General features: G+C 72.0%; 19 protein-coding genes. 10 read left to right on the forward strand and 9 right to left on the reverse strand.

The window, feature by feature from the left end; all coding sequences use genetic code 11:
• The first annotated feature begins 14 nt into the window (after nt 1-14).
• A complete protein-coding gene (locus tag ABUW04_RS04435; RefSeq protein WP_380562880.1) occupies nt 15-1454 on the forward strand; it encodes an aminopeptidase P family protein in 1440 nt (479 codons plus the stop codon).
• On the opposite strand, the gene ABUW04_RS04440 is transcribed toward ABUW04_RS04435, so the two are convergent.
• The 3 genes from ABUW04_RS04440 to ABUW04_RS04450 form a co-directional block, all read right to left on the reverse strand.
• Nucleotides 1451-2788, reverse strand: a complete 1338-nt coding sequence (locus ABUW04_RS04440) for an amidohydrolase family protein (RefSeq protein WP_380562883.1) — start codon at nt 2786-2788, stop codon at nt 1451-1453. The two genes, ABUW04_RS04435 and ABUW04_RS04440, sit on opposite strands and share 4 nt — an antisense overlap.
• Before the next feature lie 74 nt (nt 2789-2862).
• The gene (locus ABUW04_RS04445) at nt 2863-3345 is read right to left on the reverse strand and encodes a nucleoside deaminase (protein WP_380562886.1); all 483 of its coding nucleotides are present in this window, start codon (nt 3343-3345) and stop codon (nt 2863-2865) included.
• Nucleotides 3342-4766, reverse strand: coding sequence for a purine-cytosine permease family protein (locus ABUW04_RS04450; protein ID WP_380562888.1), 1425 nt, complete (start codon nt 4764-4766; stop codon nt 3342-3344). Before ABUW04_RS04450 ends, ABUW04_RS04445 begins: the two co-directional genes overlap by 4 nt.
• A gap of 218 nt (nt 4767-4984) precedes the next feature.
• Here ABUW04_RS04450 and ABUW04_RS04455 point away from each other — a divergent pair, with 218 nt between their 5' ends.
• The 5 genes from ABUW04_RS04455 to ABUW04_RS04475 all read left to right on the forward strand — a co-directional run bounded on the left by ABUW04_RS04455 (nt 4985) and on the right by ABUW04_RS04475 (nt 11715).
• Complete coding sequence (locus ABUW04_RS04455) at nt 4985-6517, forward strand: helix-turn-helix domain-containing protein (protein WP_380562890.1); 1533 nt, start codon at nt 4985-4987, stop codon at nt 6515-6517.
• Between the two features lie 43 nt (nt 6518-6560).
• Nucleotides 6561-7613, forward strand: a complete 1053-nt coding sequence (locus tag ABUW04_RS04460) for an LLM class flavin-dependent oxidoreductase (protein ID WP_380562892.1) — start codon at nt 6561-6563, stop codon at nt 7611-7613.
• A 117-nt stretch (nt 7614-7730) separates the two neighbouring features.
• Complete coding sequence (locus tag ABUW04_RS04465) at nt 7731-9635, forward strand: glycosyltransferase (protein ID WP_380562894.1); 1905 nt, start codon at nt 7731-7733, stop codon at nt 9633-9635.
• Entirely contained in the window at nt 9550-10749 is a 1200-nt protein-coding gene (locus ABUW04_RS04470) for a hypothetical protein (RefSeq protein WP_380562896.1), read from the forward strand. Before ABUW04_RS04465 ends, ABUW04_RS04470 begins: the two co-directional genes overlap by 86 nt.
• 153 nt (nt 10750-10902) lie before the next feature.
• The gene (locus ABUW04_RS04475) at nt 10903-11715 is read left to right on the forward strand and encodes an endonuclease/exonuclease/phosphatase family protein (protein WP_380562898.1); all 813 of its coding nucleotides are present in this window, start codon (nt 10903-10905) and stop codon (nt 11713-11715) included.
• A 27-nt stretch (nt 11716-11742) separates the two neighbouring features.
• On the opposite strand, the gene ABUW04_RS04480 is transcribed toward ABUW04_RS04475, so the two are convergent.
• Nucleotides 11743-12330 carry an SMI1/KNR4 family protein gene (locus tag ABUW04_RS04480; RefSeq protein ID WP_380562900.1) on the reverse strand — a complete coding sequence of 196 codons (588 nt, stop codon included), beginning with the start codon at nt 12328-12330 and terminating at the stop codon, nt 11743-11745.
• A 51-nt stretch (nt 12331-12381) separates the two neighbouring features.
• Nucleotides 12382-12864 carry a TIGR00725 family protein gene (locus ABUW04_RS04485; protein WP_380562902.1) on the reverse strand — a complete coding sequence of 161 codons (483 nt, stop codon included), beginning with the start codon at nt 12862-12864 and terminating at the stop codon, nt 12382-12384.
• Between the two features lie 80 nt (nt 12865-12944).
• On the opposite strand from ABUW04_RS04485, the gene ABUW04_RS04490 reads away from it, so the two are divergent.
• From ABUW04_RS04490 to ABUW04_RS04505, 4 genes are all read left to right on the forward strand, one after another.
• On the forward strand, nt 12945-13565 hold the full coding sequence (locus ABUW04_RS04490; protein WP_380562904.1) for a hypothetical protein: 621 nt from the start codon (nt 12945-12947) through the stop codon (nt 13563-13565).
• Nucleotides 13566-13788: 223 nt separating this feature from the next.
• Nucleotides 13789-15111 (forward strand): LCP family protein, encoded by a 1323-nt coding sequence (locus ABUW04_RS04495; protein ID WP_380562906.1) that lies wholly within the window; start codon nt 13789-13791, stop codon nt 15109-15111.
• A gap of 95 nt (nt 15112-15206) precedes the next feature.
• Nucleotides 15207-15917, forward strand: a complete 711-nt coding sequence (locus tag ABUW04_RS04500) for a response regulator transcription factor (protein ID WP_380562908.1) — start codon at nt 15207-15209, stop codon at nt 15915-15917.
• Nucleotides 15907-17718, forward strand: coding sequence for a sensor histidine kinase (locus ABUW04_RS04505; RefSeq protein ID WP_380562910.1), 1812 nt, complete (start codon nt 15907-15909; stop codon nt 17716-17718). Before ABUW04_RS04500 ends, ABUW04_RS04505 begins: the two co-directional genes overlap by 11 nt.
• Before the next feature lie 66 nt (nt 17719-17784).
• Here ABUW04_RS04505 and ABUW04_RS04510 read toward each other — a convergent pair whose 3' ends face one another.
• The 4 genes from ABUW04_RS04510 to ABUW04_RS04525 form a co-directional block, all read right to left on the reverse strand.
• On the reverse strand, nt 17785-20649 hold the full coding sequence (locus ABUW04_RS04510) for an NHLP bacteriocin export ABC transporter permease/ATPase subunit (protein ID WP_380562912.1): 2865 nt from the start codon (nt 20647-20649) through the stop codon (nt 17785-17787).
• The gene (locus tag ABUW04_RS04515) at nt 20646-22904 is read right to left on the reverse strand and encodes an NHLP family bacteriocin export ABC transporter peptidase/permease/ATPase subunit (RefSeq protein ID WP_380563451.1); all 2259 of its coding nucleotides are present in this window, start codon (nt 22902-22904) and stop codon (nt 20646-20648) included. The genes ABUW04_RS04510 and ABUW04_RS04515 overlap by 4 nt, the downstream gene beginning before the upstream one ends.
• 32 nt (nt 22905-22936) lie before the next feature.
• A complete protein-coding gene (locus ABUW04_RS04520; protein WP_380562914.1) occupies nt 22937-23743 on the reverse strand; it encodes an HlyD family efflux transporter periplasmic adaptor subunit in 807 nt (268 codons plus the stop codon).
• Between the two features lie 189 nt (nt 23744-23932).
• Nucleotides 23933-24154: a hypothetical protein gene (locus tag ABUW04_RS04525; protein WP_030252960.1), complete on the reverse strand. Its 222-nt coding sequence runs from the start codon at nt 24152-24154 to the stop codon at nt 23933-23935.
• Between the last annotated feature and the right edge of the window lie 6 nt (nt 24155-24160).

A 24160-nucleotide genomic window follows, 5' to 3' on the forward strand; every position in this document is an offset into this window, starting at 1 on the left:
AGAAGGGCAGTTCCATGACCGAGGACCCGGCCCCCACCCCTGCCGTCGCCCGCAAGAACGGCCTCTACCCGCCGCCCTCGAAGGAGTTGGCCGCGCTGATGGCCGGCGGCTGGGCCGACACCGAGCAGCGCGACCTCCGACCCGACCCGCAGGCCCGCTACGCCGCCGAGCGCCGCGCCGAGCTGTCGGCCCGCTTCCCCGGCGAGCGCCTGGTGGTCCCGGCCGGCAACCTCAAGGTCCGCGCCAACGACAGCCACTACCCGTTCCGGGCCGCCAGTGAGTACGTCCACCTGACCGGGGACCAGACCGAGGACGCCGTCCTGGTCCTGGAACCGCGCCCGGACGGCGGCCATGACGCCACCGCCTACCTGCTGCCCCGCTCCGACCGCTCCACCGGCGAGTTCTGGCAGGGCGCAGCCAAGGGCGAGCTGTGGGTCGGCCGCCGCCGCAGCCTCGCCGAGGCGCAGCAGGTCCTCGGCCTGCCCTGCCGCGACGTCCGCAACGCCGCCGAGGAGCTGAAGGCCGCACCGAGCGCCCCCACCCGGGTCGTCCGCGGCTACGACGCCGGCATCGAGGCGGCCCTGGTCACCGACCAGGAACGCGACAGTCAGTTCAAGGCCGCCCTCGCCGAACTCCGGCTGGTCAAGGACGCGTTCGAGATCGCCGAGCTGCGCCGGGCGGTCGACTCCACGGTCCGCGGCTTCACCGACGTGGTGCGCGAGCTGGACACCGCGGTGGCCACCTCGGAGCGGTGGATCGAGGGCACCTTCTTCCGCCGCGCCCGTCTGGAGGGCAACCAGGTCGGCTACGGGTCCATCTGCGCCGCCGGCGAGCACGCCACGATCATGCACTGGGTGCGCAACGACGGCCCGGTGCGCCCCGGCGAGCTGCTGCTGCTCGACGCCGGCGTCGAGACCCACACCCTCTACACCGCCGACGTCACCCGCACCCTCCCCATCAGCGGCAGCTTCACGCCCCTGCAGCGCCGCATCTACGACGCCGTCCACCAGGCCCAGGAGGCCGGCATCGCCGCCGTCCGCCCCGGCGCCCGCTACCGCGACTTCCACGAGGCGGCCCAACGCGTGCTCGCCGAGCGGCTGGTCGAGTGGGGCCTGCTGGAGGGCGCGGCCGAACGTGTCTACCAGCTCGGCCTGCAGCGCCGCTTCACCATGGCCGGCACCGGCCACATGCTCGGCCTGGACGTCCACGACTGCGCCCAGGCCGCCACCGACACCTATGTCGACGGCCTGCTGGAGCCCGGGATGGTGCTCACCGTCGAACCCGGCCTGTACTTCCAGCCCGACGACCTCACCGTCCCGGCCGAGTACCGCGGCATCGGCGTCCGCATCGAGGACGACCTCCTGGTCACCGATACCGGCAGCGAGAACCTGTCGGCCGCGCTCCCCCGCAGCTCCGCGGAGGTCGAGGCCTGGATGGCCGGCCTCACCGCCTAACCGGCCAGGTCGGCCCGGCGCCGGAAGAGGTCCTCGGCCGCGGCCTGGGCGCGTTCGCGCACCTGCCCGGTGTCCACGGAGAGGACTTCGCCGCCGTCGACCAGCAGTCGGCCGTCGACCCAGACCTGGTCGACGTCGGCTGCTCCGGAGGAGAACACCAGGTGCGCGGTGGCGTTGAAGTCCGGCCCGTGCAGCAGCGGGGTGGTGTGCAGTCGGCGCAGGTCGACGGTGACGACGTCGGCCTGCTTGCCCGGTTCCAGGGAGCCGGTGGTCGAGTCCAGTCCCAGCGCGCGGGCGCCGTCCAGGGTGGCCATGGCGAGGACGTCCCAGGGGTCGCCGGTGGTCGGATCGAGCGTGGTGACCTTCTGGAGCAGGGAGGCGAACTTCATCTCCTCCAGCAGGTCCAGGTTGTTGTTCTCCTTCTCGCCATCGCTGCCCAGCCCGACGGCGATTCCCTTGCTGCGCATGTCGACGACGCGGGCGGGGCCGGAGGAGAGCTTCATGTTGGAGCACGGGCAGTGGGCCACCGACGTCCCGGTCTGCGCCAGCAGTTCGATCTCCCGGTCGTCCAGCCAGACGCAGTGGGCGACGACGGTGCGCGGGCCCAGGATGCCGCGGTTGAAGAACTCCTCGACCGGGCGGCGGCCGAAGCGCCGCAGCGACTCCTGCACCTCCCAGATAGTCTCCGAGGAGTGGGTGTGCAGGCCGGTGTCGAACTCGTCGGCGAGGTGGGCGGCGGCCTTGAACGCTTCGGGGCTGCAGTAGAAGAGGTGTTCCAGGCCCACCCAGGAGCGCACCCTGCCGCCGGCGTGGCTGCGGTAGGACTCCAGCAGGCGGCGATTGCTCTCGATCGACTCGAAGTAGTCGTAGCCGGGCAGGTCTGCGACGTAGGGCACCAGGGTGGCGCGGATGCCGACCTGGTCGGCGGCTTCCGCTGAGCCCTCCATGAAGCGCCACATGTCCATCACCGAAGTGGTGCCGGCCCGCAGCGACTCGGTGTAGCACAGCAGCGAGGCGGCTTCGGCGATCTCGGGGGTGAGCGCCTTGTGGGCAGGGTCGACGTAGTCGCGCAGCCAGTCCCACAGGGACTTGGACTCGGCGGTCCCGCGCAGCAGCCCGGAGTGCAGATGGCAGTTGTGCAGGCCGGGGATGACGGCGTGTCCGGTGGCATCGACGACCACGGCGTCCGCAGCGGCGGCGTCGAGCTGCTCGACGGGGCCGACGGCGATGATCCGGCCGTCCTCGATCAGGACCGAGCCCGGGTCGTACACCGTCCTGCCGCCTTCGCAGGGGATGACGATGCCGTTGCGGATCAGGGTGCGGGGGGTACGCATGGTGCGGCTCCGGTGCAGATCGGGGATGCGGGTCGGGGTGGGACGGTGTGAGCGTGAGGGGGCGTGAGCGGGTGTCAGCTCCAGAAGCCGTGGTGCACGGCGGCGGCCTGCTCGCGCAGGTAGGGTCCGGCCACCTCGATCGGCCGCTGGCCCGCCGCGAACACCGTGCGGCAGGGCAGCGCCATGGTGGGGTTCTCCTCGCTGGCCCCGGTCAGGGCCAGCAGCTCGTCCTCGCCCAGCGCGTAGACGACGCGGCCGATGCCGCTCCAGTAGACGGCGCCGGAGCACATCGCGCAGGGCTCGCTGCTGGTGTATAGGGTGGCTTTGGCCAACTCGGCACGGCCGTAGGACCGCGATGCCAGCCGGACCAGGTTGGTCTCGGCGTGCCCGGTGGCGTCGTTCTCGGTGACCACGCTGTTGCAGGCCTGGAGCACGGCCTCGCCGCCGAGGACCAGCAGGGCGCCGAAGGGGTGGTTGCCGGCCCTGCGGGAAAGGTCGGCCAGGGCGATGGCGAGGGTGAGGAACTGCCGGTCCTCGATGGACGGGGCGGAGGTCACAGCGGTACTCCCGGGGTGGAGGGCGAGGTGGTGGGGTCGTGCGGATCGGTTCGGACCGGCGCGGGCCGTCGAGCCGTGAGCGCGGTGTAGGCCAGGGCGGCCACCGCGAAGCCGACGAAGGGGCCGATGTCGCCGAGGCCGGGATGGGCGGCGGCGACGGGTCCGGTGTAGAGGGTCTGGCTGATGAAGGGCACCGTGGCCGCCAGGCCCAGCAGGGCGGCGGGCAGTCCGCGGCCGAAACGGTGCCGGCGGTCGTACAGCACCGCGGTGTCCACCGCGGAGCCGCGCCCGCTGATCCAGAAGGCGGTCACCATCACCGCGGCCCACGGCGCCAGCCAGTAGCCGGTCAACAGTAGGAAGTTCTGGAAGGACGTGGCGTAGTCGCCCTGCCCCGCCACCCAGGCCAGTACCGAGCCGAGGCCGCCGACGACCAGCACCGACACCCATCGGCGCACCTGGAAGCCGGCCACCAGGGCGCCCATGGCGCCCGAGTAGAGGTCGATGACGGTGGAGGACAGGGTGGACAGCAGCAGCGAGACCAGGGTGACCGTGCCCAGCGCCGCCGGCAGCAGCCCGCTCACCATGGAGCTCGGGTCGCTGATGAAGCCCACCGTGCCCAGGGCGGCTCCGAGCACCCCGATCCACACGCCCGCCAGCGCGGTCCCGCCGGCCGCCGCCAGGAACACCCGGCGCGGCGACGTGTGCTGCGGCAGGTAGCGGCTGTAGTCCGAGGCGTAGGAGGCCCAGCCCAGGCAGCGCGCCGCGGTGACCGTCACAGTGAGGACGAAGGCGCCCGCCGTCCCGGCGGCGGGCCCCTGCGCGGGGGCGGCGTGGAGGTGGGCGAAGCCGTACACCGACACCACCGCGAAGACCGCCACCAGCAGCACGGCCAGCACCCGCTCCACGGTGTGGATCATGCGGTAGCCGAGGAGTGCCACGGCGATCTGAGCGGCCATCACCACCAGCAGGGCCGGGGCGAAGGCGAGGTGCAGCAGGTGCCGCAGGATGAACACGCCGAGCGTGCTGTCCACGGCGCACCAGCCCACCCCGTTCACCACCGTGAACAGTGCCGAGGGGAGGTTGCCCAGCAGCCCGAACGGGGCGCGGGCCTGGATCAGTTGGAGCACGCCGGTACCCGGGCCCCGGGTGGAGAGCAGGCCGATCAGCACGGACGGGAGCAGCGTGCCCAGCGTCACCGCGAGGGCGGCCTGGACGAAGGTCAGTCCGAACACGGCGGTGGAGAGCGCGCCCACGGTCAGGGTCGCGAACTGCACATTGGCCCCGAACCACAGGGTGAACACCGACCAGGGACGGCCGTGCCGAAGGCCGGCGGGCACCGGTTCGGTACCGGTGGCCTCGATCCGGAAGGCGCTGTCCACAGGTCTGGCGCCGCTGGGCGGCATGGGTGCGTCGGTGCGCATTGCGGTCTCCTCGGGGAAGCCGGACGGCGATGCGCATCAGTGAACCGGCCGGGGCCGCCGTCGCGGATCGCACGCGTCTCCAGAGCTGGAAACACCGGCGACACCTTGATCTCGTAGCATCCTCCGAACCCCATGTACGCCGGTGTACGTGCCCGTAACAATCGCCTCCCCGGCCACCGCCCCCAGGTGTCCAGGTCCGGCGGCAAGGAGGACAGCCGGTGCTGCTGGACGACCTGCTCCGCAATCCCCGCCTCGGCCTGGTCCCGCTGGTCCCGGCGCCGGGACCAGCGCGCCGGGTACGCGGCGTCTACACCACCGACCTGCCTGATCCCGGGCGCTACCTCGCCGGCGGTGAACTGGTGCTCACCAGCACCACCTGGTACCGCGCCCCGCAGGACGCCGAGGTCTTCGTCCGGGCCCTGGCCGGGGCCGGCAGCGCGGCCCTGGTCGCCGGGACGGCGGGACGCGGCGACCTCCCCGAGCCGCTCGCCGAGGCGTGCCTGCGGCACGGACTGGCGCTGCTGACCGTCGGCGACGAGGTGTCCTTCGCCACCGTCACCGAGTCGGTGCTGGCCGGACTGGCCGGCCCGGCCCGGCGGGCGCCCGGCGCCGACCTGCACCGGGGCCTGGTCGCCAGCATGGCCTCGGGCGAGGGACCGGACGGGCTGGTCGAGGTCTTCGCCCGGGCCTCGGGCGTGTGGTGCGCGGTGCTCTCGGCGGGCGGCCGGCAGGTGGCCGGCCACCTGCCGGAACTGTCACCGCATCAGCTCCGCTCCGCGCACCGGGCGGCGCTGGGCGCCGCGACCTTCCCCACCGTGCGCCCCGCCCCCGCAGGCGGCAGCGTCAGCTTCTTCCCGGTCCAGGCACCGGTGGCGCACCGGCCACCGGTGGCCTATCTGGCCGCCGGTGGCGACTACCGCGACTGGGCGCCCGGGGTCGCCGACGCGGCCGTGCAGGTCTGCGCGCTGCTCGCGCTGGACCGGGTCGCCGGACAGGAGCGTCGGCTGATCGAGGAGCGCTTCCTGCGGGAGTCCCTGGAACTGCTGCGCACCGGGGACCCCGACGCCGCCCACAGCCGGCTGCGCAGCCTGGGCATCGACCCGACCCGCCCGCTGGTCGCTGCCGTCGTCAGCACCCGCGGCACCAGCTACGGGGCGGAACTGGCCGCCGTCGTGCTGGAAGAGGCGGCCGGCCGGCTACCGGGCTGCTCCACGCCCCTGCACCAGGACGGCGCCTACCTGATGCTGCTGCCCGCGGACGACGCGGACGCGCGCCGGCTGGTCACCGAGGCGGCGGTCCGGCTGCACCCGTTGATCGCCCAGGGCTTCGCGGCGATCGGCACCGGTCGCCCGGCCGTGGGCATGGCGGCGCTGCGCCGCTCCGTCGAGGTGGCCGAGCACGCGCACCGGATCGCCCGCCTCGGCACCGGCCCGGTCCGCAGCTCCGGCCCGGAGGACCTGTCCTCGCGCCTGCTGCTGCTCGCCTCGGTCTCCGACGAGGTCCGGCAGCTGTTCCGGGAGCAGCTGATCGGTGTGCTGGAGGACTACGACCTCAGGCGCCGCACCGACCTGCTGCACACCCTCACCGTCTTCCTGGACACCTCCGGCTCCTGGCTGCGCTGCGCCGAGGAGCTGCACATCCATGTGAACAGCCTGCGCTACCGGATCCGGCGCATCGAGGAGCTGACCGGCCACAGCCTGGCGACTCTGCACGACCGGGTGGACTTCGTCCTGGCACTGGAGGCAACCTGACGGTCTGGCCGCCCACCGCAGCACTGATACGCAGGAGAACACTGTGCCACTGACCTCGGAGCCGTTGCGCCAGCTGGGCTTCCTCACCATCGGACTGTTCGACGGGAACGACCCCGGTCCCGGGCACGAGTCGACCCTGGAGATCATCCGGCTGGGCGAGCAACTGGGCTTCGACAGCGCCTGGGTGCGCCACCGTCACCTGCAGTACGGCATCTCCTCGCCGGTCGCCGTGCTGGCGGCGGCCTCCCAGCGCACCAGCCGCATCGAACTCGGCACCGCGGTGATCCCGCTGGGCTGGGAGAACCCGCTGCGGCTGGCCGAGGACCTGGCGACGGTCGACATCCTGTCAGGAGGCCGCCTCAACCCGGGTCTCAGCGTAGGCCCGCCCAGGCGCCTCGACCAGGTGCAGGACGCGCTCTACCCCGGCACCGCCGACGCCGAGGACTTCGGCTACGACCGGATGCAGCGGCTGCTGGACTGCGTGCGCGGCGAGCCGGTCACCGGTTTCAGCGGCGTCGAGGGCTTTGAGGTGTTCTCCGACCGGGTCCAGCCGCACTCCCCCGGCCTGGGCCGGCGGATGTGGTACGGGGGCGCGAGCTCGCGGTCCGCCCGGTGGGCCGGTGAGCACGGGATGAACTTCCTGACCAGCAGCGTGGTCAAGGCGGAGTCCCAGGAGGCGGGGACGGCGCAGGAGGCGGGGGCGGCTCCGGACTTCGCCGCGATCCAGCAGTCCCTCATCCGCACCTTCCGGGCGCACCACCCGGACGGCGAGCGGGCCCGGGTCTCGCAGGGCCTGGTGGTCATCCCCGTCGACTCCGCCTCGGCGGAGCAGCGCGCGAAGTACCGGGCCTTCGCCGACAAGCGGATGCCGCGGACCACGACCCCGCAGGGGCCTGGGCAACTGCTGTTCGCACCGGATCTGGTCGGCACCTCCGCCCAGATCGCCGAACAGCTCTACGCCCACGCCGCCTTCCGCGAGATCGACGAGGTCGCCTTCGCCCTGCCGTTCACCTTCGAGCACGAGGACTACGTCCAGATCCTCACCGACATCGCCACCCGCCTCGGCCCGGCCCTCGGCTGGCGACCCGGCGGCTGACCCGTACACCGCGGCCCGTCAGGGCGAGGAGCACGGGTTCGGCCAACAGGGTGTTCCTGAGCACGGCAGCGCTCCGCGTACCCGGTGGCGCACCTGCCGGGCCGGATCATCGCGTCCATGGAAACCCTTCCGTACTCCCCACCGGACCAGGACGTCCTGGCCGTGCTGCCGCCGAGCGACGCACTGGCGCGGGCGCACGCCGAGGCCGTCCGGCTCCGGGTGCCGCTGGCGGAGCAGCTGGCGGCGGAGGGGGCGGTGGGCCAGGAGCAGCTGGACCGGCTGCTCGCCGGGCACTGGGGTGTGCCGTATGTCGCTCTGCAGGAGTCGGCGGCCGACCCCGTCCAGGTGAATGCGCAGCCCGCGGCCCGGCTGTGGCGGGAGGGCTGGATCCCGCTGTGGCGGTCCGCGGACGGCGGCGCGGTACGGGTCGGCTTCGTCGGCCGGCCCGACCGGGAGCGTGTGCAGCAGGTGGCGCAGGCCGTGGGCGCCCCGGTGGAGCCGGCTGTCGTCAGTCAGGACGCCTTTCGTGAGGCCCTGCTGCGGTGCCACCGCGAGGAGTTGGTGGAGCTGGCCGTCTCCGGCCTGGCCCTTCGCTCTCCGCTCCAGTCCGCACAACGGGTGCTGACTCGGGCTCAGCAGGTGATCGCCGCAGTGCTGGTGGTCCTGATCGCACTCGGATTCCTGGCCGACTGGCGGTCCGCGCTGACCGCCGTCTTCACGGTGGTCAACGTCGCGTTCCTCTTCAGTGTGGTGTTCAAGTTCGTGGTCTGCATGCGCGGCGCCGAACGCGAGCGCGAGGAGCCGATCGGCGCCGCCGACCTGGACGCCCTGGACGAGGGCTCGCTGCCGGGCTTCACTGTACTGGTCCCGGTCTACCGCGAGGCTGGAATCGTCGGCCAACTCCTTTACAATCTAGGGGAGTTGGACTGGCCCCGAGCCAAGCTCGAAGTGCTGGTGCTGCTGGAGGAGGACGACAGCGAGACGGTCGCAGCTGCCCGGGCCGCCCAACCACCCGCCTGGATGAAGCTGGTTGTCGTCCCGCAGTGCGAGCCCAGGACCAAGCCCAAGGCGTGCAACGTCGGGCTGTTCTTCGCCCGCGGCGACTACCTGGTCATCTACGACGCAGAGGACCAGCCCGACCCGGACCAGCTGAAGAAGGCGCACCTGGCCTTCACCCGCGCCGACGGCGACACCGTCTGCGTCCAGGCCGCGCTCAACTACTGGAACGCCGAGGAGAACGCCCTCACCAGGATGTTCACCCTGGAGTACTCCTTCTGGTTCGACTACATGCTCCCCGGCCTGGACGACCTGCGGCTGCCCATCCCGCTGGGCGGCACCTCCAACCACTTCCGCACCGACGCGCTGCGCCGGCTCGGCGGCTGGGACCCGTTCAACGTCACCGAGGACGCCGACCTGGGCGTCCGGGCGGCGGCCGAGGGCTGGCGGGTCAGCGTGGTCGGCTCCACCACCTACGAGGAGGCCAACCGGGCCTACGGCAACTGGATCCGGCAGCGCTCCCGCTGGGTCAAGGGCTACCTGCAGACGCTGCTGGTGCACCTGCGCGCCCCGGTGCGGCTGACCCGGACCATCGGCCTGGGGCAGACCCTGGCCTTCGTGCTGCTGATCGGCGGCACCCCGGCCGGCTTCCTGGCCGCCCCGCCACTGCTACTGCTGTTCCTGGTGTCGCTGCTGGGACCGGTCAGCCGACTCACCGGGGTGCTCCCGGCCTGGCTGCTCGCGGTCTCGATGTTCGACCTGGTCGTCGGCAACGCCGCGATGATCTACGTCTCGATGATGGGTGCCTTCCGCCGCCGGCGCTACCGGCTGGTGCCCTGGGCCGTGCTCACCCCGCTGTACTGGCTGCTGCACTGCGCCGCGGCGTACAAGGCACTGTGGCAACTGATCACCCGACCGCACTACTGGGAGAAGACCACCCATGGCCTCAGCACCGTCCGCCACCCGGGCCAGGTCCCGGACCTGGGCCCCGGTCCGCAGCCGGCAGTGGGCCTGGACCGGAGCTGACTGGCCGTCAACCGCCAGTCGCCGCTGGGCCCTGCGACTGCTGCTCGCGCTGCCGTTCGCCGCGCTCGCCTTCTGGGTCACACACCTGGGCTACAGCAGCAGCCCGCGCACCCTGCTGGAGCAGCACGCCGCCGCCGTCCGCACCGGATGGCACGACCTCTCGGCGGCCCAACTGGCCTATCCGCCGCTGCTGACCGGACCGCTCGCGCTCCTCCCAACCGGCTGGCGCCCGGCGGCACAGAGCATCGTCGGCGCGTTCGCCGCCGGCACGCTGCTCTCGGTGTACCTCGCCCGCCTGGTCGTGGCCCGGCTCCCGGCGCCGCTGATCGTGCTGCTGTGCGCGGCCCTGCTCGGCGACAGCTCGCTGTGGTACCTCAGCGCCCAGGACCTGTCGGGCATCACCTCGCTGCTCTTCCTCACCCTCGCCCTCGGCGGCTTCCTGCGCTTCGCCGCCTTCGCCGAGACCGAGGGCGGCTTCCAGGCCGGACTGTTCCTCGCGGTGGCCTTCGGCTGTGCGGCCATCGCCCTTCCCTACGCCCTCTGGCTGATCATCGGCGCGCCCCTGCTGGCCGTCCGCCGCTACCGCGCCGAGCCCGCGGCCATCCCGGCCACCGCGCTCGTCCTGGGGTTCCCGATCGCGGCGGCGGCACTGGGCTGGACCTTCACGGTGTGGCGCCTCACCGGCAACTCGTTCAACTGGCTGACCGACAGCAGGGGCGGCGCCTACCGGGACGTCCGAAGCAGCTTCGGCATCGCCCTGCGCGACACCGCCTCCTCCATCGCGCACGCCCCGCTCTACCTGCTGGTCGCCGCCCTCATCCTGACCGGCACCATCGGCTCCGGCTACCGTCTGTTCGTCCGGGCGACCATCACCCTGGGCTTCTTCATCCCGGTCATCATCCTCTTCTTCGGCGACTGGCTCGGCTTCGGCTACTCCCGCATGACCAGCTTCCTGCTGCTCACCCTCCTCCCCGCCGCCACCATCCCGGCCCGCCCGAGCCGCACCCTCTGCCTCCTCCTCGGCACCGCCGCCGCCCTGCAACTCGCCATCGCCATCACCTGGCCGGTCGCCGGCACAGCCACGGTCGACAGTTGGATGCGCGCCATCTTCTGACGCCCGATCTGCATGTCGTGCCCGACAGCCGGAACGCACTCGCGGCGCATCGGGGTGGTCTTCTGCACGCAGTCGGCCTGCTTGACCGAGGTCTTCTCCTTCGTGAGGCAAGCTGGCAGTCGGCAGACCGACAGCCCTGAGGATCGAGGCGTAATGGCGAACGTGGTCACGCTGGTCTCGGCGAACCTGCTGACCGGTGGGCTCGGCGGCTCGCGGGCCGAGGGCCGGTTCGATGCCCTGATGCATGCGGCCGGGCGCCAGCAGGCCGACGTCGTGTGCTTCCAGGAGTGCATGTGGTTCGCTGACGACGACCGGCGGCTGTTCTACCGGGCCGAGCGGACCCTGGGGATGCGCGGGGTCCTCGGTCGGGTCAGCACCGGGCTGCACGTGGCCGTGTTCGTCAGGGCACCGCTGGCCGTCACGGCCAGCAGGACGCTGAGTGGCGGGCTCTGGCACCACGGTGCGCTGCGCGTGGACCTCACCCTCCCCGGCCCCGGAGGTTCGGAGACCGAACTGACCGTCGTCTCCGCGCACCTGAGCCCGCGCAGCCCGGCCCACCGGCTGCTGGAGGCCGAGCAGCTGATCGAGCACGTCCCGGCCAAGGGCCTGGTCCTGCTCGGCATGGACGCCAACACCGCCGACGCGGACACCGACCTGTCCGGCATCTCCCCCCGGCTCCGCGCCGGCCTGGCCCTTCCCGGCAGCACCGTCCCGGACCTGCGCCCGATCCAGCGGCTGGCCGACGCGGGCTTCTCCGACGTCGCCGAGCTCCTCGACAGCCGAAAGCCGACCACCGGCCACTGGCCCGGCCATGAACTGGTCAACCGCCCCGACCGGATCCTGACCAGCCCGCAGGCAGCGCACGCGATCGAGTCGATCGAGGTCGTCGAGGAGGTCGCCACCATCACCGACCACCTGTGGCTGCGGGCCCGTCTCCGCATCGAACCTGGGACCGGACTGCGGTAGGCGGGACACGTCGCTGCGCCGTCCGAATCAATGCGACCGGGATCCGGTCCGGTAGCACAACGAGGACTTGGACGGGTCGTAGGTGTAGCGGTCCGCCTCCAACTCGTCCGCGAAGTCGCGCAGTTCGTCCAGCCAGCATCGTGAGATGACCTCGTCGATGCAGGCCTGGTCCATGTAGATGATCTGGCCCACGACACCGTCCGGCCCCGGGTCCAGGTCGAGGATGACGCTGGAGCCGTCGGGTTCGTAGTCCAGCAGGACCCAGCCACGACGCCATTCCTGGTCCCGACGGATCTCGTCGTCCGGATCGTTCGAACTGCCCGGGCCCTCGTCCAACGAGTCGTCCCGCCACTTCGCCAACTCGCTGACGTCGCCCTGCCAGATGTTGGAGAGAACGCCGTTGAGCGCCACCCTGCGGTGGATCGCGCAGGAGGCGGCGAAGTCCACCGGCAGGGTGAGACCGAGGTCCCGCTCGGCAGCCGCGATCTCCTCAGGGCTCGCCGGGCCACCGAGCCCGGAAAGCATCGCTGGGGCATGCTCACCCAGCCAGGTGTCTATCCGCCGCCAGACGTCGGCGACGGCCGCACGGATCTCACCGCGCTCCTGGTTGTTCATCAAGAACCCTCCACCACTTGTGGGTTGGCTCGAAGTGACCATGTCCGGACGCTACATGTCGGTGCCGACACCCATCGCCCGGCGGACCGCCTCCTCGGCCGTGGAGGTGTGGTCGATTCCCTCGACGGCATTGCCTTCGGCGTCGATCAGCCGCCATCCGCCCAGGCAGACGACCGGGATGCCGCCGCGGCGCTTGGCCAGTGCGATCTCGCTGAGCGTTCCCCAGGACCCGCCGATGGAGATCACCGCGTCGGCGGACCAGACGAGTACCGCGTTGCGGGCCTCCCCCAGGTTGGTGAGGACGACGGCCGACAGGTCGGAGGATGCGCCGGCGCGGTCGTCGTCCGGTCGGATGCCGATGACGATGCCGCCACGGGAGCGGGCTCCCCGAGCCACAGCGGCCATGACGCCGGTGCCACCGCCACAGAGCACCACCGCACCGCGCTCAGCCAGCAGTTGTCCGACCCGGAAGGCATCGGCCGCCTCCCGCTCGGTGCAGTCCTGGGGACCGCAGACAGCAACCTGGTAGGGCACGGCCCACCTCCTGGCTCGGTGGCGTCGGCTCCCGGTGCCGGTGCCGTGGATGTCGGTGCTGCATGCCATCATCCCGAGTCATGGAGATCACAGAGGTCCTCGACCGGATAGCCCGCACCTTCGCCGACGACAAGGCGGGCGACTGGCCCTACCTGGGCGGGAGTCATGCGTTCCACCGGGTCAGCGACCTGGTGGTGACCGGGCAGGTCGCCTTCGCCAAGCCGCATCCCGGTGAGCTGACCCCGCATACGGACATACCGCTAGGCCCGCACCCGATCTACCTGGAGGTGGTCCGACCGGACCCGGAGAAGGGCGCGGTGTACAACATGCCGGCATCGTGGGTGAACCTGGCGGTCATCCCCCTCGCGAGCCCGGACACCATCGCCGAAGCACTCGCCGCCGAGCGCATGCGCAACGTCTACGAGGACTACCAGCCGCTCGGTCCGGACGGCGCGATCTGGGACGGTGCCGCCTCCTCGCTCGCCTGGAGCGCCGAGTTCGCCACCCGGGTACGGGCCGAACTGGCGGAGGGCGCCGAGGCCGGACGCCTCCCCAACGTGGTGGAGGTTCCCACCGCTTCGGGCGACGGGGCGATGTGCATCGCCTTCCACTCGGGCGTCGCCGCCGGGTGCGGCCGCGCCACCGCCCTCTACGACCAGAACGACACCCTCGTGTGCGTCGTCCTCGACGAGTACAGCTGAATCCGGCCAACGACAGCCACGGCAGGGTTCGTTCCAGCGGCAGCGGGGGAGCACTTCTGCATGCTCCTGTGCTGTGCTGATCGGTTTCTGACATCTCTTCGTTAGCGTCCGGACCATGCTGGAACCAAGTCATGGAGCTGCGGGCATGGATGACGCAGGGTCTGTCGAAGCGGGCGGCGGGGGCCGGCGCGTCGGTCGTAGGAAGGCGCTGAAGATCCTTTCGTTGTCCGCTGCCGGCATCCTGGTCCTGGGGGCCGCCGGTGCCGGGTACCTCTACGAGCACCTGAACGGGAACATCAGGACCGCCTCGCTCTACACCGACACGCCGGGCGGCACCCAGGCCGACGCCGGGCACCGGAGCAGCGGGCTGGGCGTCGAGAAGCCGGACGCCTTCGGGCACACCCCGCTCAACATCCTGCTCATCGGCTCGGACACCCGCGACAGCGCCGCCGACTGCCAGATCGGCGGCGACTGCGGGCCCGGCGCCAACGCCGACGTGGAGATGCTGGTGCACCTGTCGGCGGACCGCAGCAACGCCACGGTGATGAGTATCCCGCGCGACACCATGATGGACCTGCCGGCCTGTACCGACCCCACCACCGGGGACCACACCTCCGGCTCCTACGACCAGATCAACAGCGCCCTGCAGTACGGCCCGGCCTGCTCGGTGGCGGCGGTGCACAAGCTGACCGGGATACCCATCGACCACTTCGTGATGATCGACTTCAGCGGCGTCGTGAGTATGTCCGACGCCGTGGGCGGGGTGAACGTCTGCGTCGACAACAACGTCTACGACCCGTACTCGGGCCTCAAGCTCAGCAAGGGCACCCACACTCTGAAGGGGACGGCGGCGCTGGAGTTCCTGCGCACCCGGCACGGCTTCGACGACGGCAGCGACCTCGGCCGCACCTACGCCCAGCACGTGTTCATCACGCAGATGGTCGACAAGGTCAAGACCGCGGGAACGCTCAGCGACCCGGCCGCGCTGTGGCGACTGGCGAACTCCGCGACCAAGGCCCTGACCGTCGACACCGGTCTGGGCAGCCTCGCCAAGCTGATCGGTCTGGGCGAGGACCTGGGCAAGGTACCCGCGGACCGGATCACCCTCACCACCATGCAGACCCACGCCGACCCGCAGGACTCCAACCGGGTCGTCGTCGACGCCAAGGCGCAGCAGCTGTTCGACGCGATCATCAACGACCGTTCCCTGACGGCAGCAGCGGCGAAGCCCACCCCCACCCCCTCGGCCTCCGCCGATCCCTCCGCCTCCGCCGGTGCCACGGCCTCGACAGCCCCCACCACGACGGCCACCGAGGCAGCAGCGGCCAAGGCCGCGGCAGCCAAGCCAGCCGCGCCGAACCCGTCCCGCGCCAGCCGGCCCACCGGCGCCGGCGCGGCTCTGGACGGTGCGCACGCCCAGACCGGCGACCAGGTCAACTCCTGTGCCCAGGTCGGCGATCTGTACACCGTCCAGGTCAACGGCGTCGGGATGACCCCGATCCAGGCGTACGCCGCGAGCCCGGGGGTCCCGGACAGCGCGCCCTGACCTGGGGATGAAGAGGTTGTCAGATAGTTGTCAGATTCCGGTTCCGGCTCCCCCGCCCGGTGATTTCCAGGATCGGGCTGCCTAGGATCACGCCCATGGGTACATGTGTCCTGGTGACCGAGGACGACAAGATGCAGGCCGAACTCGTCCGGCGCTATCTGGAGCACGAGGGCCTGACCGCCCTCGTCGCCCACGACGGGCTCGCCGCGCTGGAGCAGGCCCGCCGCAGGCACCCGGATCTGATCATCCTCGATGTGATGATGCCCGGCATGGACGGCCTGGAGCTGTGCCGGACGCTGCGCCGGGAGAGCGAGGTGCCGGTGCTGATGCTCACCGCCCGCACCAGCGAGGACGACCTGCTGCTGGGGCTCGGCCTGGGCGCCGACGACTACATGACCAAGCCCTACAGCCCCCGGGAGCTGATGGCCCGGGTCCGCACCCTGCTGCGCCGCAACCGGGACGGCAGCCCGTGGGGCGACGGGGCCCTGCACGTGGGCGACCTCGGCGTCGATCCGGGCGGCCGCCGGGTGTGGATCGGCGCGGCGCCGGTGGAGTGCACCCGCGGGGAGTTCGAGATCCTGGCCGCCATGGCGGCCCAGCCGGACCGGGTCTTCAGCCGCGCCCAACTGCTGCAGGAGATCCACGGCCTGGACCTCGGCACCACCGAGCGCACCATCGACATGCACGTGATGAACCTGCGCAAGAAGATCGAGGCCGACCCGCGCCGTCCGGTCCGCCTGGTCACCGTGTTCGGCGTGGGCTACAAGCTCACCGACGGAACGGGCGGTCGGCGCCGTGCCCCGTAGCGTCCCGCTGCGCCGGAGTCTGGTGGTGCGGCTGCTGGCCACCTCGGTGCTGGTCGCGGTCTGCTCGATCGCGGCGACCGCCTGGCTGGCGGTGAAGTCGACCTCCCGCGCCATCGAGCAGCAGCAGAGCCAGGCCCTGTCCCAGGACGCCAGCATCTACAGCACCCTGCTTGACTTCGCCGCCACCCACCACAACTGGGACGGCGTCGGGCCGACCGTCAGCGCTCTGGCCCGCAGCACCGGCCGCCGGATCGCCCTGACCACCTCCGCGCGCGCCTCCATAGCCGACTCCCAACCCGCGGGCGGCCCCGCGCCGGCAGCCACCCCCACGGCTGCCGCCCCGCTCCCGGCCCAGGCCTCGGCGGTCGTTGACCCGCTCAATCTGGACCCCTCCCTGGCCCTCGGCTCCGGCGCCAGCCGGATCGCTCCCCAGGCCACCGGTCCCTTCCAACTCAGCAGCAAGGAGCAGGCGGAGCTGCGCGACGCAGCGGACGAGACGGTCGGCTGCCTGGAGGACCTGGGGCTGACCGCCCAGATCAGCACCAGTCCCGCCGGCCGGCCCAGCGTTGTCACCAACAGCGGCTACGCCGGGCTGATGATGATGGACAAGTGCAACGCCAAGCCGCTGCTCTTCCCCACCCGCAGCGAGCAGACGGCGCTGGACCAGCTCGACGCCCTGGTCAACCCCTGTCTGGCCCGGCAGGGGATTCCGCCGGTCCAGGTCGACCTGAACTTCTCCTGGACCGGACGCCCGGCCAGCTCCACCAAGGCCGCCCAGTCCATCGCGACCTGCATCGAGTCCGGACGCCGGGAGCAGCTGGCCCCCTACGTCGCCCCGGCCGCGCTGCTCTTCGTCACCAGCCCGGCCCGGACCCCCGGTTCGGTGTTCGACCTGTCCCGGGCCAACACGATCCGGATCGTGGAGGTGACCGCGCTGGTCCTGGCGGTGACCGTGGCGGTCACCGTGCTGGTGGCCACCCGGCTGGTGCGCCCGCTGCGGGCGCTGGCCGAGGCGGCGCAGCGGCCCAACGAGCCGCACGCCCGGGTGCCGGTCCGGGGCCGGAACGAGATCGGCTACCTGGCGGCCGCGCTGAACGACCTCTCGCAGCGCCGCGAACGCATCGAGCAGCAGCGCGAGGCCATGGTCAGCGATGTGGCCCATGAGCTGCGCACTCCGCTGAGCAACATCCGCGGCTGGCTGGAGGCGGTCCAGGACGGCGTGGCGGTCCCCGATCCTGAGCTGGTGTCAGCTCTGCTGCAGGAGGCCCTGCTGCTGCAGCACATCATCGACGACCTGCGCGACCTGGCGGCCGCCGACGCGGACACCTTCCGGCTGCACCCCGAGCCGGTCCGGCTGCGCGAGGTGCTGCAACAGGTGGCGGCGGCGCACCAGGACGCCGCCCGGGCGGCCGGCGTCACCCTGGAGACCCGTACCGACGGCGACCCCGGGCTGGTGGCCGATCCGTTGCGGCTGCGCCAGGCGGTCGGCAACCTGGTGTCCAACGGCATCCGGCACACCCCCGCGGGCGGCAGCGTGACCGTCGGCGCCCGGCGGGACGGACCGGAGGCGCTGATCGAGGTCGGCGACACCGGTGACGGCATCAGCCCCGAGAACCTGCCGCACGTCTTCGAGCGCTTCTGGCGCGCGGAGAAGTCCCGCAGCCGGCAGACCGGCGGCAGCGGCCTGGGGCTGGCGATCGTGCGCCAGCTGGTCCAGGCCCATGGCGGGACGGTCTCCGTGGACAGCACCGTGGGCAAGGGCTCGGTGTTCACCCTGCGCCTGCCCGCCCAGAAGGACTGAGGCCCAGCACGACTGAGGTCCCAGCCCGACTGAGCCCCAGCAGGACCGAGGCCCAGCACGCCCGAGTCAGCGGATCTGACGGCGGACCAGTTCGTGGAACGGGCTGCCGGCGTCGGCGAGCAGCTCGGCCGGCGGTCCCTGCTGGACCACCCGGCCCTCCGACATCACCAGCACCCGGTCGGCGTCCAGCACCGTGGACAGCCGGTGGGCGATCACCACCCGGGTGGCGCGCAGCGCGCGGGTGCTCTCCGTCACCACCCGCTGGGTCCGGTTGTCCAGGGCGCTGGTGGCCTCGTCGAAGAAGAGGATGCGCGGGCGGCGGATCAGCGCCTGAGCGATCATCAGCCGCTGTCGCTGCCCGCCGGAGACGGTGCCGCCGCCGTCGGAGAGCACGGTGTGCATGCCCATCGGCATCCGCTTGATGTCCTCGGCCAGGCCGGCCATTTCGGCGGCCTCCCAGGCCGCCTCCAGTGAGAAGGTCTCGGCGCCGCAGATGCAGTCCAGGATCGAGCCGGTGAACGGCTGGGCGTTCTGCAGCACCACCCCGCACTGACGGCGCACCGCGGTGCGGTCCAGGGCGGCCAGTTCCTGGCCGTCGTAGCGCACGCTGCCGGAGGTCGGCCGGTCGAAGCCGATGAGCAGCCGCAGCAGGGTCGACTTGCCGCAGCCGCTGGCCCCCACGATCGCCACGAACTCACCCGGCCGCACCTGGAAGGAGATGTCGTCGAGCACCAGCGGCCCGTCCTCGGAGTAGCGGAACGACAGCTGGGCGACCTCGATCGCGCCGGACAGCACACCGGGCGCGATGCTCCCGCCGCCCACCTCGGGGACCTCGTCCAGCACCGGCCTGATCTGCTCGTACAGCGGCAGCACCGAGGCGGCGGACAGCAGCGCGCCGGTGAGCTGGGTGACCGAGGTCAGCACCATGGTCACGGCGGTGCTGAAGGTGAGGAAGCTGCTCGCCGAGAGGCTCCCCCGGGCCGGGCCCGCGAGCAGCATGTACATCACCAGCGTGCACAGCGGCAGGTAGAGCGCGTTGAGGACGGTGATCAGGTTCTTGATCCGGCCCACCCGGCGCTGCAGTTCGCGGCTGCGGGCGAAACGGCCCGCCCAGGCGGCGTAGGCGAACTCCTCGGCTGCGGCAACGCGCAGTTTGGGCAGGCCGCGCAGGGTCTGGAAGGCCTGGTTGTTGAGCTTGTTGTTGACCGCCACCAACCGCCGCTGCCACCGCAGTTGCCACAACCCGAGGACCAGGAACACGGTGCCGATGACGGCCACCATGGCCAGCGCCGCCAGCGCCAGCGGCACGCTGTAGTACAGCAGCAGGGCCAGGTTCACCGCGCTGACCGTACCGGCCTGCACCGCCACCGAGCTGATGCCCGACAGCACCCGGCGGATGGCGCTGACGCCCATCGCCGCGGTGGCCAGCTCCCCGGTGGAGCGCTCCGCGAAGAAGCGGGTCGGCAGCCGCAGCAGCCGGTCCCAGACGGCCGGTTGCAGTGTGGCCTCGATGCGTCCCTCCATCCGCAGGATGGAGACGTTCTCCAGCAGCATGAAGGCGGCGGAGACCACGGTGGTGGCCACGATCGCCAGCGAGGTCTGGACGATGAGACTCTTCTCGGCGTTCGGGACGTAGCTGCCGAGGACCTGTCCGGTCGCGATCGGCACCAGCGCCCCGAGCAGCACCGCCACCAGTCCGCCGAGGACCAGGTTCCGCAGGTCGGTCCGGGTTCCGCGCAGGCTGAAGCGGAGCAGCCGCCAGGCGGGCAGCGGCTGTTCCGGCAGCGGGCGGTAGAACATGACCGCGCGGTCCTCGAACTCCGCCGCGTTGGCGGCGCCGACCCTGGTCGCCCGTCCGGTCCCGGGATGCACCACCCGGTAGCCGCCGCGCCGCCACAGCAGCGCGACCGGGGCCCCGGTACTGGCCCGGTGGCCGACCAGGGGACCGGCGTTCTCGCGCCACCAGCGCCCGGTGAGCCTGACCGTGCGGGTGCGGAACCGGGAACTCAGCGCGATGCGTTCGACCGGACCGAGCCGGTCGGGCGACGCGCCGCTCTGCCCGGGCCCGGGCGACGTCGGGGCCAGGGCCGGGGGCGGGGTGACCGTGATTCCGGCAGCGGCCGCGACGGTGCGACAGACGGCGAGTGCGGCCTCGTCGGATCCTGCGGCCGGTCGTCCCGCGGCCCGTCCCGAGGCGTCGGAGGTGTCGATCGAGTCCAGCAGCGCCCGGTCGGCCTGCGCCCTGACCGTCCGTCCGGCCTTCATCCCGGCCGCCGCCCGGTCCTCATGCGCCCGCTCCAGCTGTTCGATCCGGCGGTCCACCGCGGACATCAGCCGGGTCTGCTGGTCGACCAGCCGCTGCCACAGCGCCCCGTCGACCAGCAGGTCCCTGGCCATCTCCGCGCTGTAGGCCGCGCCGTACTGCACGCTGCCCGGGTCCACCGGCGTCCACAGGATGCCGTCGTCGGAGGACTCGTCAGGCCCCGCCGGCACCGCGCCGTCCGGTGCCGTCCCGTCCACGGTCGTCTCGAACACCGCGCGCAGGCTCCGCCCCAGACCCCGGGCGAACGCGTCCTCCAGCGGGCTGAGTACCTGTTCGACGTAGTAGTGGTGGTCCGGGCGCAGCAGTTCACGGAGCTGGATCCGCTGCAGCACACAGCCCTGCAGCGGCCTGCCGACCAGCGTGTGCCGGGGTCCCTCGACCGGGCCCAGCAGCAGGGCCCCGGTGTCGAGCCGGCCGAGGAAGTGCCAGCGGCCCTGCTGGGCGGCGTCGACGGCGAACAGGTCCATGCCTCCGGCCGCCACCAGCCAGAGCACGTCGGGCCGCTCCAGCGACAGGCTGCGCAGGTTCGCGCAGTCGACCGGATCGCCGAGCCCGCCCAGGGCGCCGACCACCAGGTCGCCGGGCAGGGTCAGCTCTCCGGGGATCAATGCTCACGCACCAGTTCGGCGTACCGCCCCGCGGCGGCGACCAGTTCCTCGTGGCGCCCGCGTTCCACCACGGTCCCGTGGTCCAGGACGACGATCTCGTCGCTGTCGCGCACCGTGCTCAGCCGGTGCGCGATCACCACGCAGGCGCAGCCGCGCCGTCGGATGTTGTCGATGATCACCCGCTCGGTCTCCGCGTCCAGGGCGCTGGTCACCTCGTCCAGGACCAGCACGCTGGGCCCGCGCACCAGGGCCCGGGCGATCTCCAGCCGCTGCCGCTGGCCGCCGGAGAAGTTGCGGCCGTCCTGCTCCACCCGGCCGTGGATGCCGCCCGGTCGCCTGGACACGGTGTCGTGGACCGCCGCATCCCGGAGCGCGGCGACGACCGCCTGGTCCGACACCGACGGGTCCCACAGCGCCACGTTGTCGCGGACCGTGCCCTCGAAGAGGAACACGTCCTGGTCGACGAAGGAGACCGAGGCGGACAGCGAGCCGCGCGGGATCTCCGCCAACCGCCGCCCGTCGATCCGGATCTCGCCCTCCCAGGGCCGGTAGAGGCCGGAGATCAGCCGGGACACGGTCGACTTGCCGCTGCCGGACCCACCGACCAGGGCGACCTGCCGGCCGGGGCCCACCGACAGTGAGAAGTCGGTGAGCAGCGGCTTGTCGAGCGGGCTGTAGCCGAAGGTGACCCGGTCCAGTTCCACGTGCCCGCTGAGCCTGCGGGTGCTCGCGGCAGGTTCGGGCCGGGCGAACAGCGGGTCCACCGGGAAGCTCTCCACGTCCCTGAGCCTGGCCATGTCCGCCGCGAAGTCCTGGACCCGGCCGGCCACGCCGTTCAGCCGGGTGACCGGCCCGGTGAAACTGGTCACCAGCGCCTGGAAGGCCACCAGCAGACCGATCGAGATGCCGCCGTCTGCCGCCCGCTGACCGCCGATCAGCAGGATCAGCGCGCTGTTGAGGGCCGCCAGCGCGGGGGCGACCACGGCCAGCGCCGCGCTCGGCACGCCGAGCCGCTGCTGCCCGTCCAGGGTGAGCGCGTGCTGGCCGGCCCAGCGGCGGAAGTAGCCGTTCTCGCCGCCGGTGGCCTTCATCGTCTCGATCAGCTGCAGGCCGCTGTAGGAGGTGTTGGTCAGCCGGGCGCCGTCCGCGCGCAGCTTCTGCACACCGGTGCCGCGGATGCGCACCACCACCCGCAGCGCCACCACGTTGAGCAGCGCGATCAGCACCCCGAGCACCGTCAGCTGCGGGTCGTAGGTCCACAGCAGCAGCGCGTAGAGGACCACGACCACCGCGTCCACCCCGGTGGCGGCGAGGTCCCTGGCCAGGGTCTCGGCCACGGTGTCGTTGGACTGCAGCCGTTGGACCAGCTCGGCCGGGTTGCGCTGGCTGAAGAAGGTGACCGGCAGCCTGAGCAGGTGCCGCAGGAACCGTGCGCTGCTCAGCGTGGACGAGATCATGCGCCCGCGCAGCAGGTTGGCCTGCTGCAGTGCCGTCAGCCCGGCGGTCAACGCCACCATGGCCGCCATCGCGGCGAAGAGCACCGGCAGCAGCGAGGTCTGATCACCGATCAGGAACAGGTCGATATAGGTGCGGCTCAGGGCCGGGAGCACCGCGCCGACGACCACCAGCAGGAAGCTGGCCAGCAGGGCGGCCAGCATGGTGCCCGAGGTGCCGCGCAGCCGGGCCGGCAGGGCGCGGAGCAGGCCGGGTCGGCGACCGGCCCGACGGAAGCCCGCGCCGGGCTCGAAGGTCAGCACCACACCCGTGAAGCTGGAGTCGAAGTCCTCCGGCGTGACGAAGCGACGGCCCCGGGCCGGATCGTTGATGCGAACGCCGCGACGGCCCAGGCGACGCACCGTGCCGTCGTAGACGACGAAATGGTTGAACTCCCAGAACAGCACCGCCGGGGCCTGCACCTGCGCCAGCGCGGCCGGTTCCATCTGCATGCCCTTGGCCGCCAGGCCGTAGCCACGCGCCGCCTTGAGCACGCTGCTGGCCCGGGAGCCGTCGCGGGACACCCCGCAGGCGATCCGCAGTTCCTCCAGCGGCACATGCCGGCCGTGGTGGCCGAGCACCATCGCCAGCGCGGCGGCGCCGCACTCCACGGCCTCCATCTGCAGGACCGTGGGGCTGCGCACCGCCCTCGGCCTGCGGCCCCGGGGCTGGCGCCGGCCCCGGCCCGAGCCCCGGTTCTGGTGCTGGTGCTGGTCGGGTCGGTGTCTCCCGCGCTCGCGCTCGCGCTCGCGGAGCGGCATCGGCTCCGTCGCGGCCGGGTCGTGGTGCGCGGTCACGGAAGGATCCAATCGATCGGATGCTGGGCGGCCAGCTGGATGGAGCCGCCGACCAGGGTGGTGGACTCGACCGCGTACGGGGGGCCCTGCGCCGAGGACCAGGCGTACCCGGACTTCGTCCCCGTGGAGCGGTCCAACTGGACCATGACGGCCACCGGTTGGCCCTGGGCCGAGAACTGCGCGCCGAGTTGGCCGTCGCCGAGGAAGGCGGTGATCTGCTGCTGGGTCTGCGGCACCCGGCCGACCGCCAGGACGCGTCCGCGCAGCGTGCCGTAGCGCTGCGGGGGCACCGACTGCAGCGTCAGCTCGACGGCGGCGCCCACCGGGATCGTCGACGCCCCGCTGCTGGACGCGTACAGCACCGCCACCAGTGGGTCCTCGGGGCTGTTGATCCGCTCCAGGGTGGCCAGGTCCGCCCCGACGGCGACGACGGCGCCGATGCCCGCCGCCAGGGCCGTCACCCGGCCCGCGGCCACCGTGCGCACCGTCTGGACCTTCGCGTCGGTGCGCAGGCTCAGCAACGGCGCCCCGGCGGCAAGCGTGTCCCCCTGGGCGGCGAACACGGCGGTGACCTGTCCCGCGAACGGGCTCTGCAGGGTGTAACTCCCCTGCGCGAACGTCAGAATTCCGGGCGCAGCTATTTTGGACGAGACCGAGCCGGTGACGGCCCAGAACCCGGCCACCGCCATAACCAGTACGGTGACCGTCAGAACCAGCCTGCCCTGCGGCCGCGCCAAATGCACAGGTACGTCGAGCTCCTCGGGCGACTGCAGCTTCGAAAGCGCCTTCTGGCGGAATTGCACAAACCATTCCTTAGAATGCACCGGTAGCGGTCGGGCATTTGGCCACCCGACCGCACCACACGATGTCCATCACTTCTGTCGAGCTGCGACGGGCCCCGGCCCGAGGAATCCCGGGGCCCGTCGCCGCTCATGTGCTCCGGACCGTGAAGTCCGGGGCGACCCCCGACGTCGGAGACTGGCTGCCGACGGTCAGAGGCCCGCGAGCCCGGTGACCTGACCCGGGACCAGGCTGGTGACCTGCGAGAGCGTCTGGCCGACGCCGCTCGGCAGCAGGGACTCGGTGGCACCGAGGACGGGCGAGGTGACGCCGGAGACGTCGAGCCCGAGGATGCCGACGCCGCCGGAGACGCTGTCCAGGTCGCTGTCGGAGATCTCGCGGGTCTCGACCTGCGGCGTGAAGTCCTTACGCATGGCTTT

It is taken from the genome of Streptacidiphilus jeojiensis (assembly GCF_042510965.1).
GTDB lineage: Bacteria > Actinomycetota > Actinomycetes > Streptomycetales > Streptomycetaceae > Streptacidiphilus > Streptacidiphilus jeojiensis.

Bases quoted from the DNA above. Each gene is read 5' to 3' on its own strand.
- ABUW04_RS04435 (WP_380562880.1), top strand. From the start codon at position 15: ATGACCGAGGACCCGGCCCCCACCCCTGCCGTCGCCCGCAAGAACGGC.
- ABUW04_RS04440 (WP_380562883.1), bottom strand. From the start codon at position 2,788: ATGCGTACCCCCCGCACCCTGATCCGCAACGGCATCGTCATCCCCTGC.
- ABUW04_RS04450 (WP_380562888.1), bottom strand. From the start codon at position 4,766: ATGCGCACCGACGCACCCATGCCGCCCAGCGGCGCCAGACCTGTGGAC.
- ABUW04_RS04465 (WP_380562894.1), top strand. From the start codon at position 7,731: ATGGAAACCCTTCCGTACTCCCCACCGGACCAGGACGTCCTGGCCGTG.
- ABUW04_RS04470 (WP_380562896.1), top strand. From the start codon at position 9,550: ATGGCCTCAGCACCGTCCGCCACCCGGGCCAGGTCCCGGACCTGGGCC.
- ABUW04_RS04475 (WP_380562898.1), top strand. From the start codon at position 10,903: ATGGCGAACGTGGTCACGCTGGTCTCGGCGAACCTGCTGACCGGTGGG.
- ABUW04_RS04480 (WP_380562900.1), bottom strand. From the start codon at position 12,330: ATGAACAACCAGGAGCGCGGTGAGATCCGTGCGGCCGTCGCCGACGTC.
- ABUW04_RS04490 (WP_380562904.1), top strand. From the start codon at position 12,945: ATGGAGATCACAGAGGTCCTCGACCGGATAGCCCGCACCTTCGCCGAC.
- ABUW04_RS04500 (WP_380562908.1), top strand. From the start codon at position 15,207: ATGGGTACATGTGTCCTGGTGACCGAGGACGACAAGATGCAGGCCGAA.
- ABUW04_RS04515 (WP_380563451.1), bottom strand. From the start codon at position 22,904: ATGCCGCTCCGCGAGCGCGAGCGCGAGCGCGGGAGACACCGACCCGAC.
- ABUW04_RS04525 (WP_030252960.1), bottom strand. From the start codon at position 24,154: ATGCGTAAGGACTTCACGCCGCAGGTCGAGACCCGCGAGATCTCCGAC.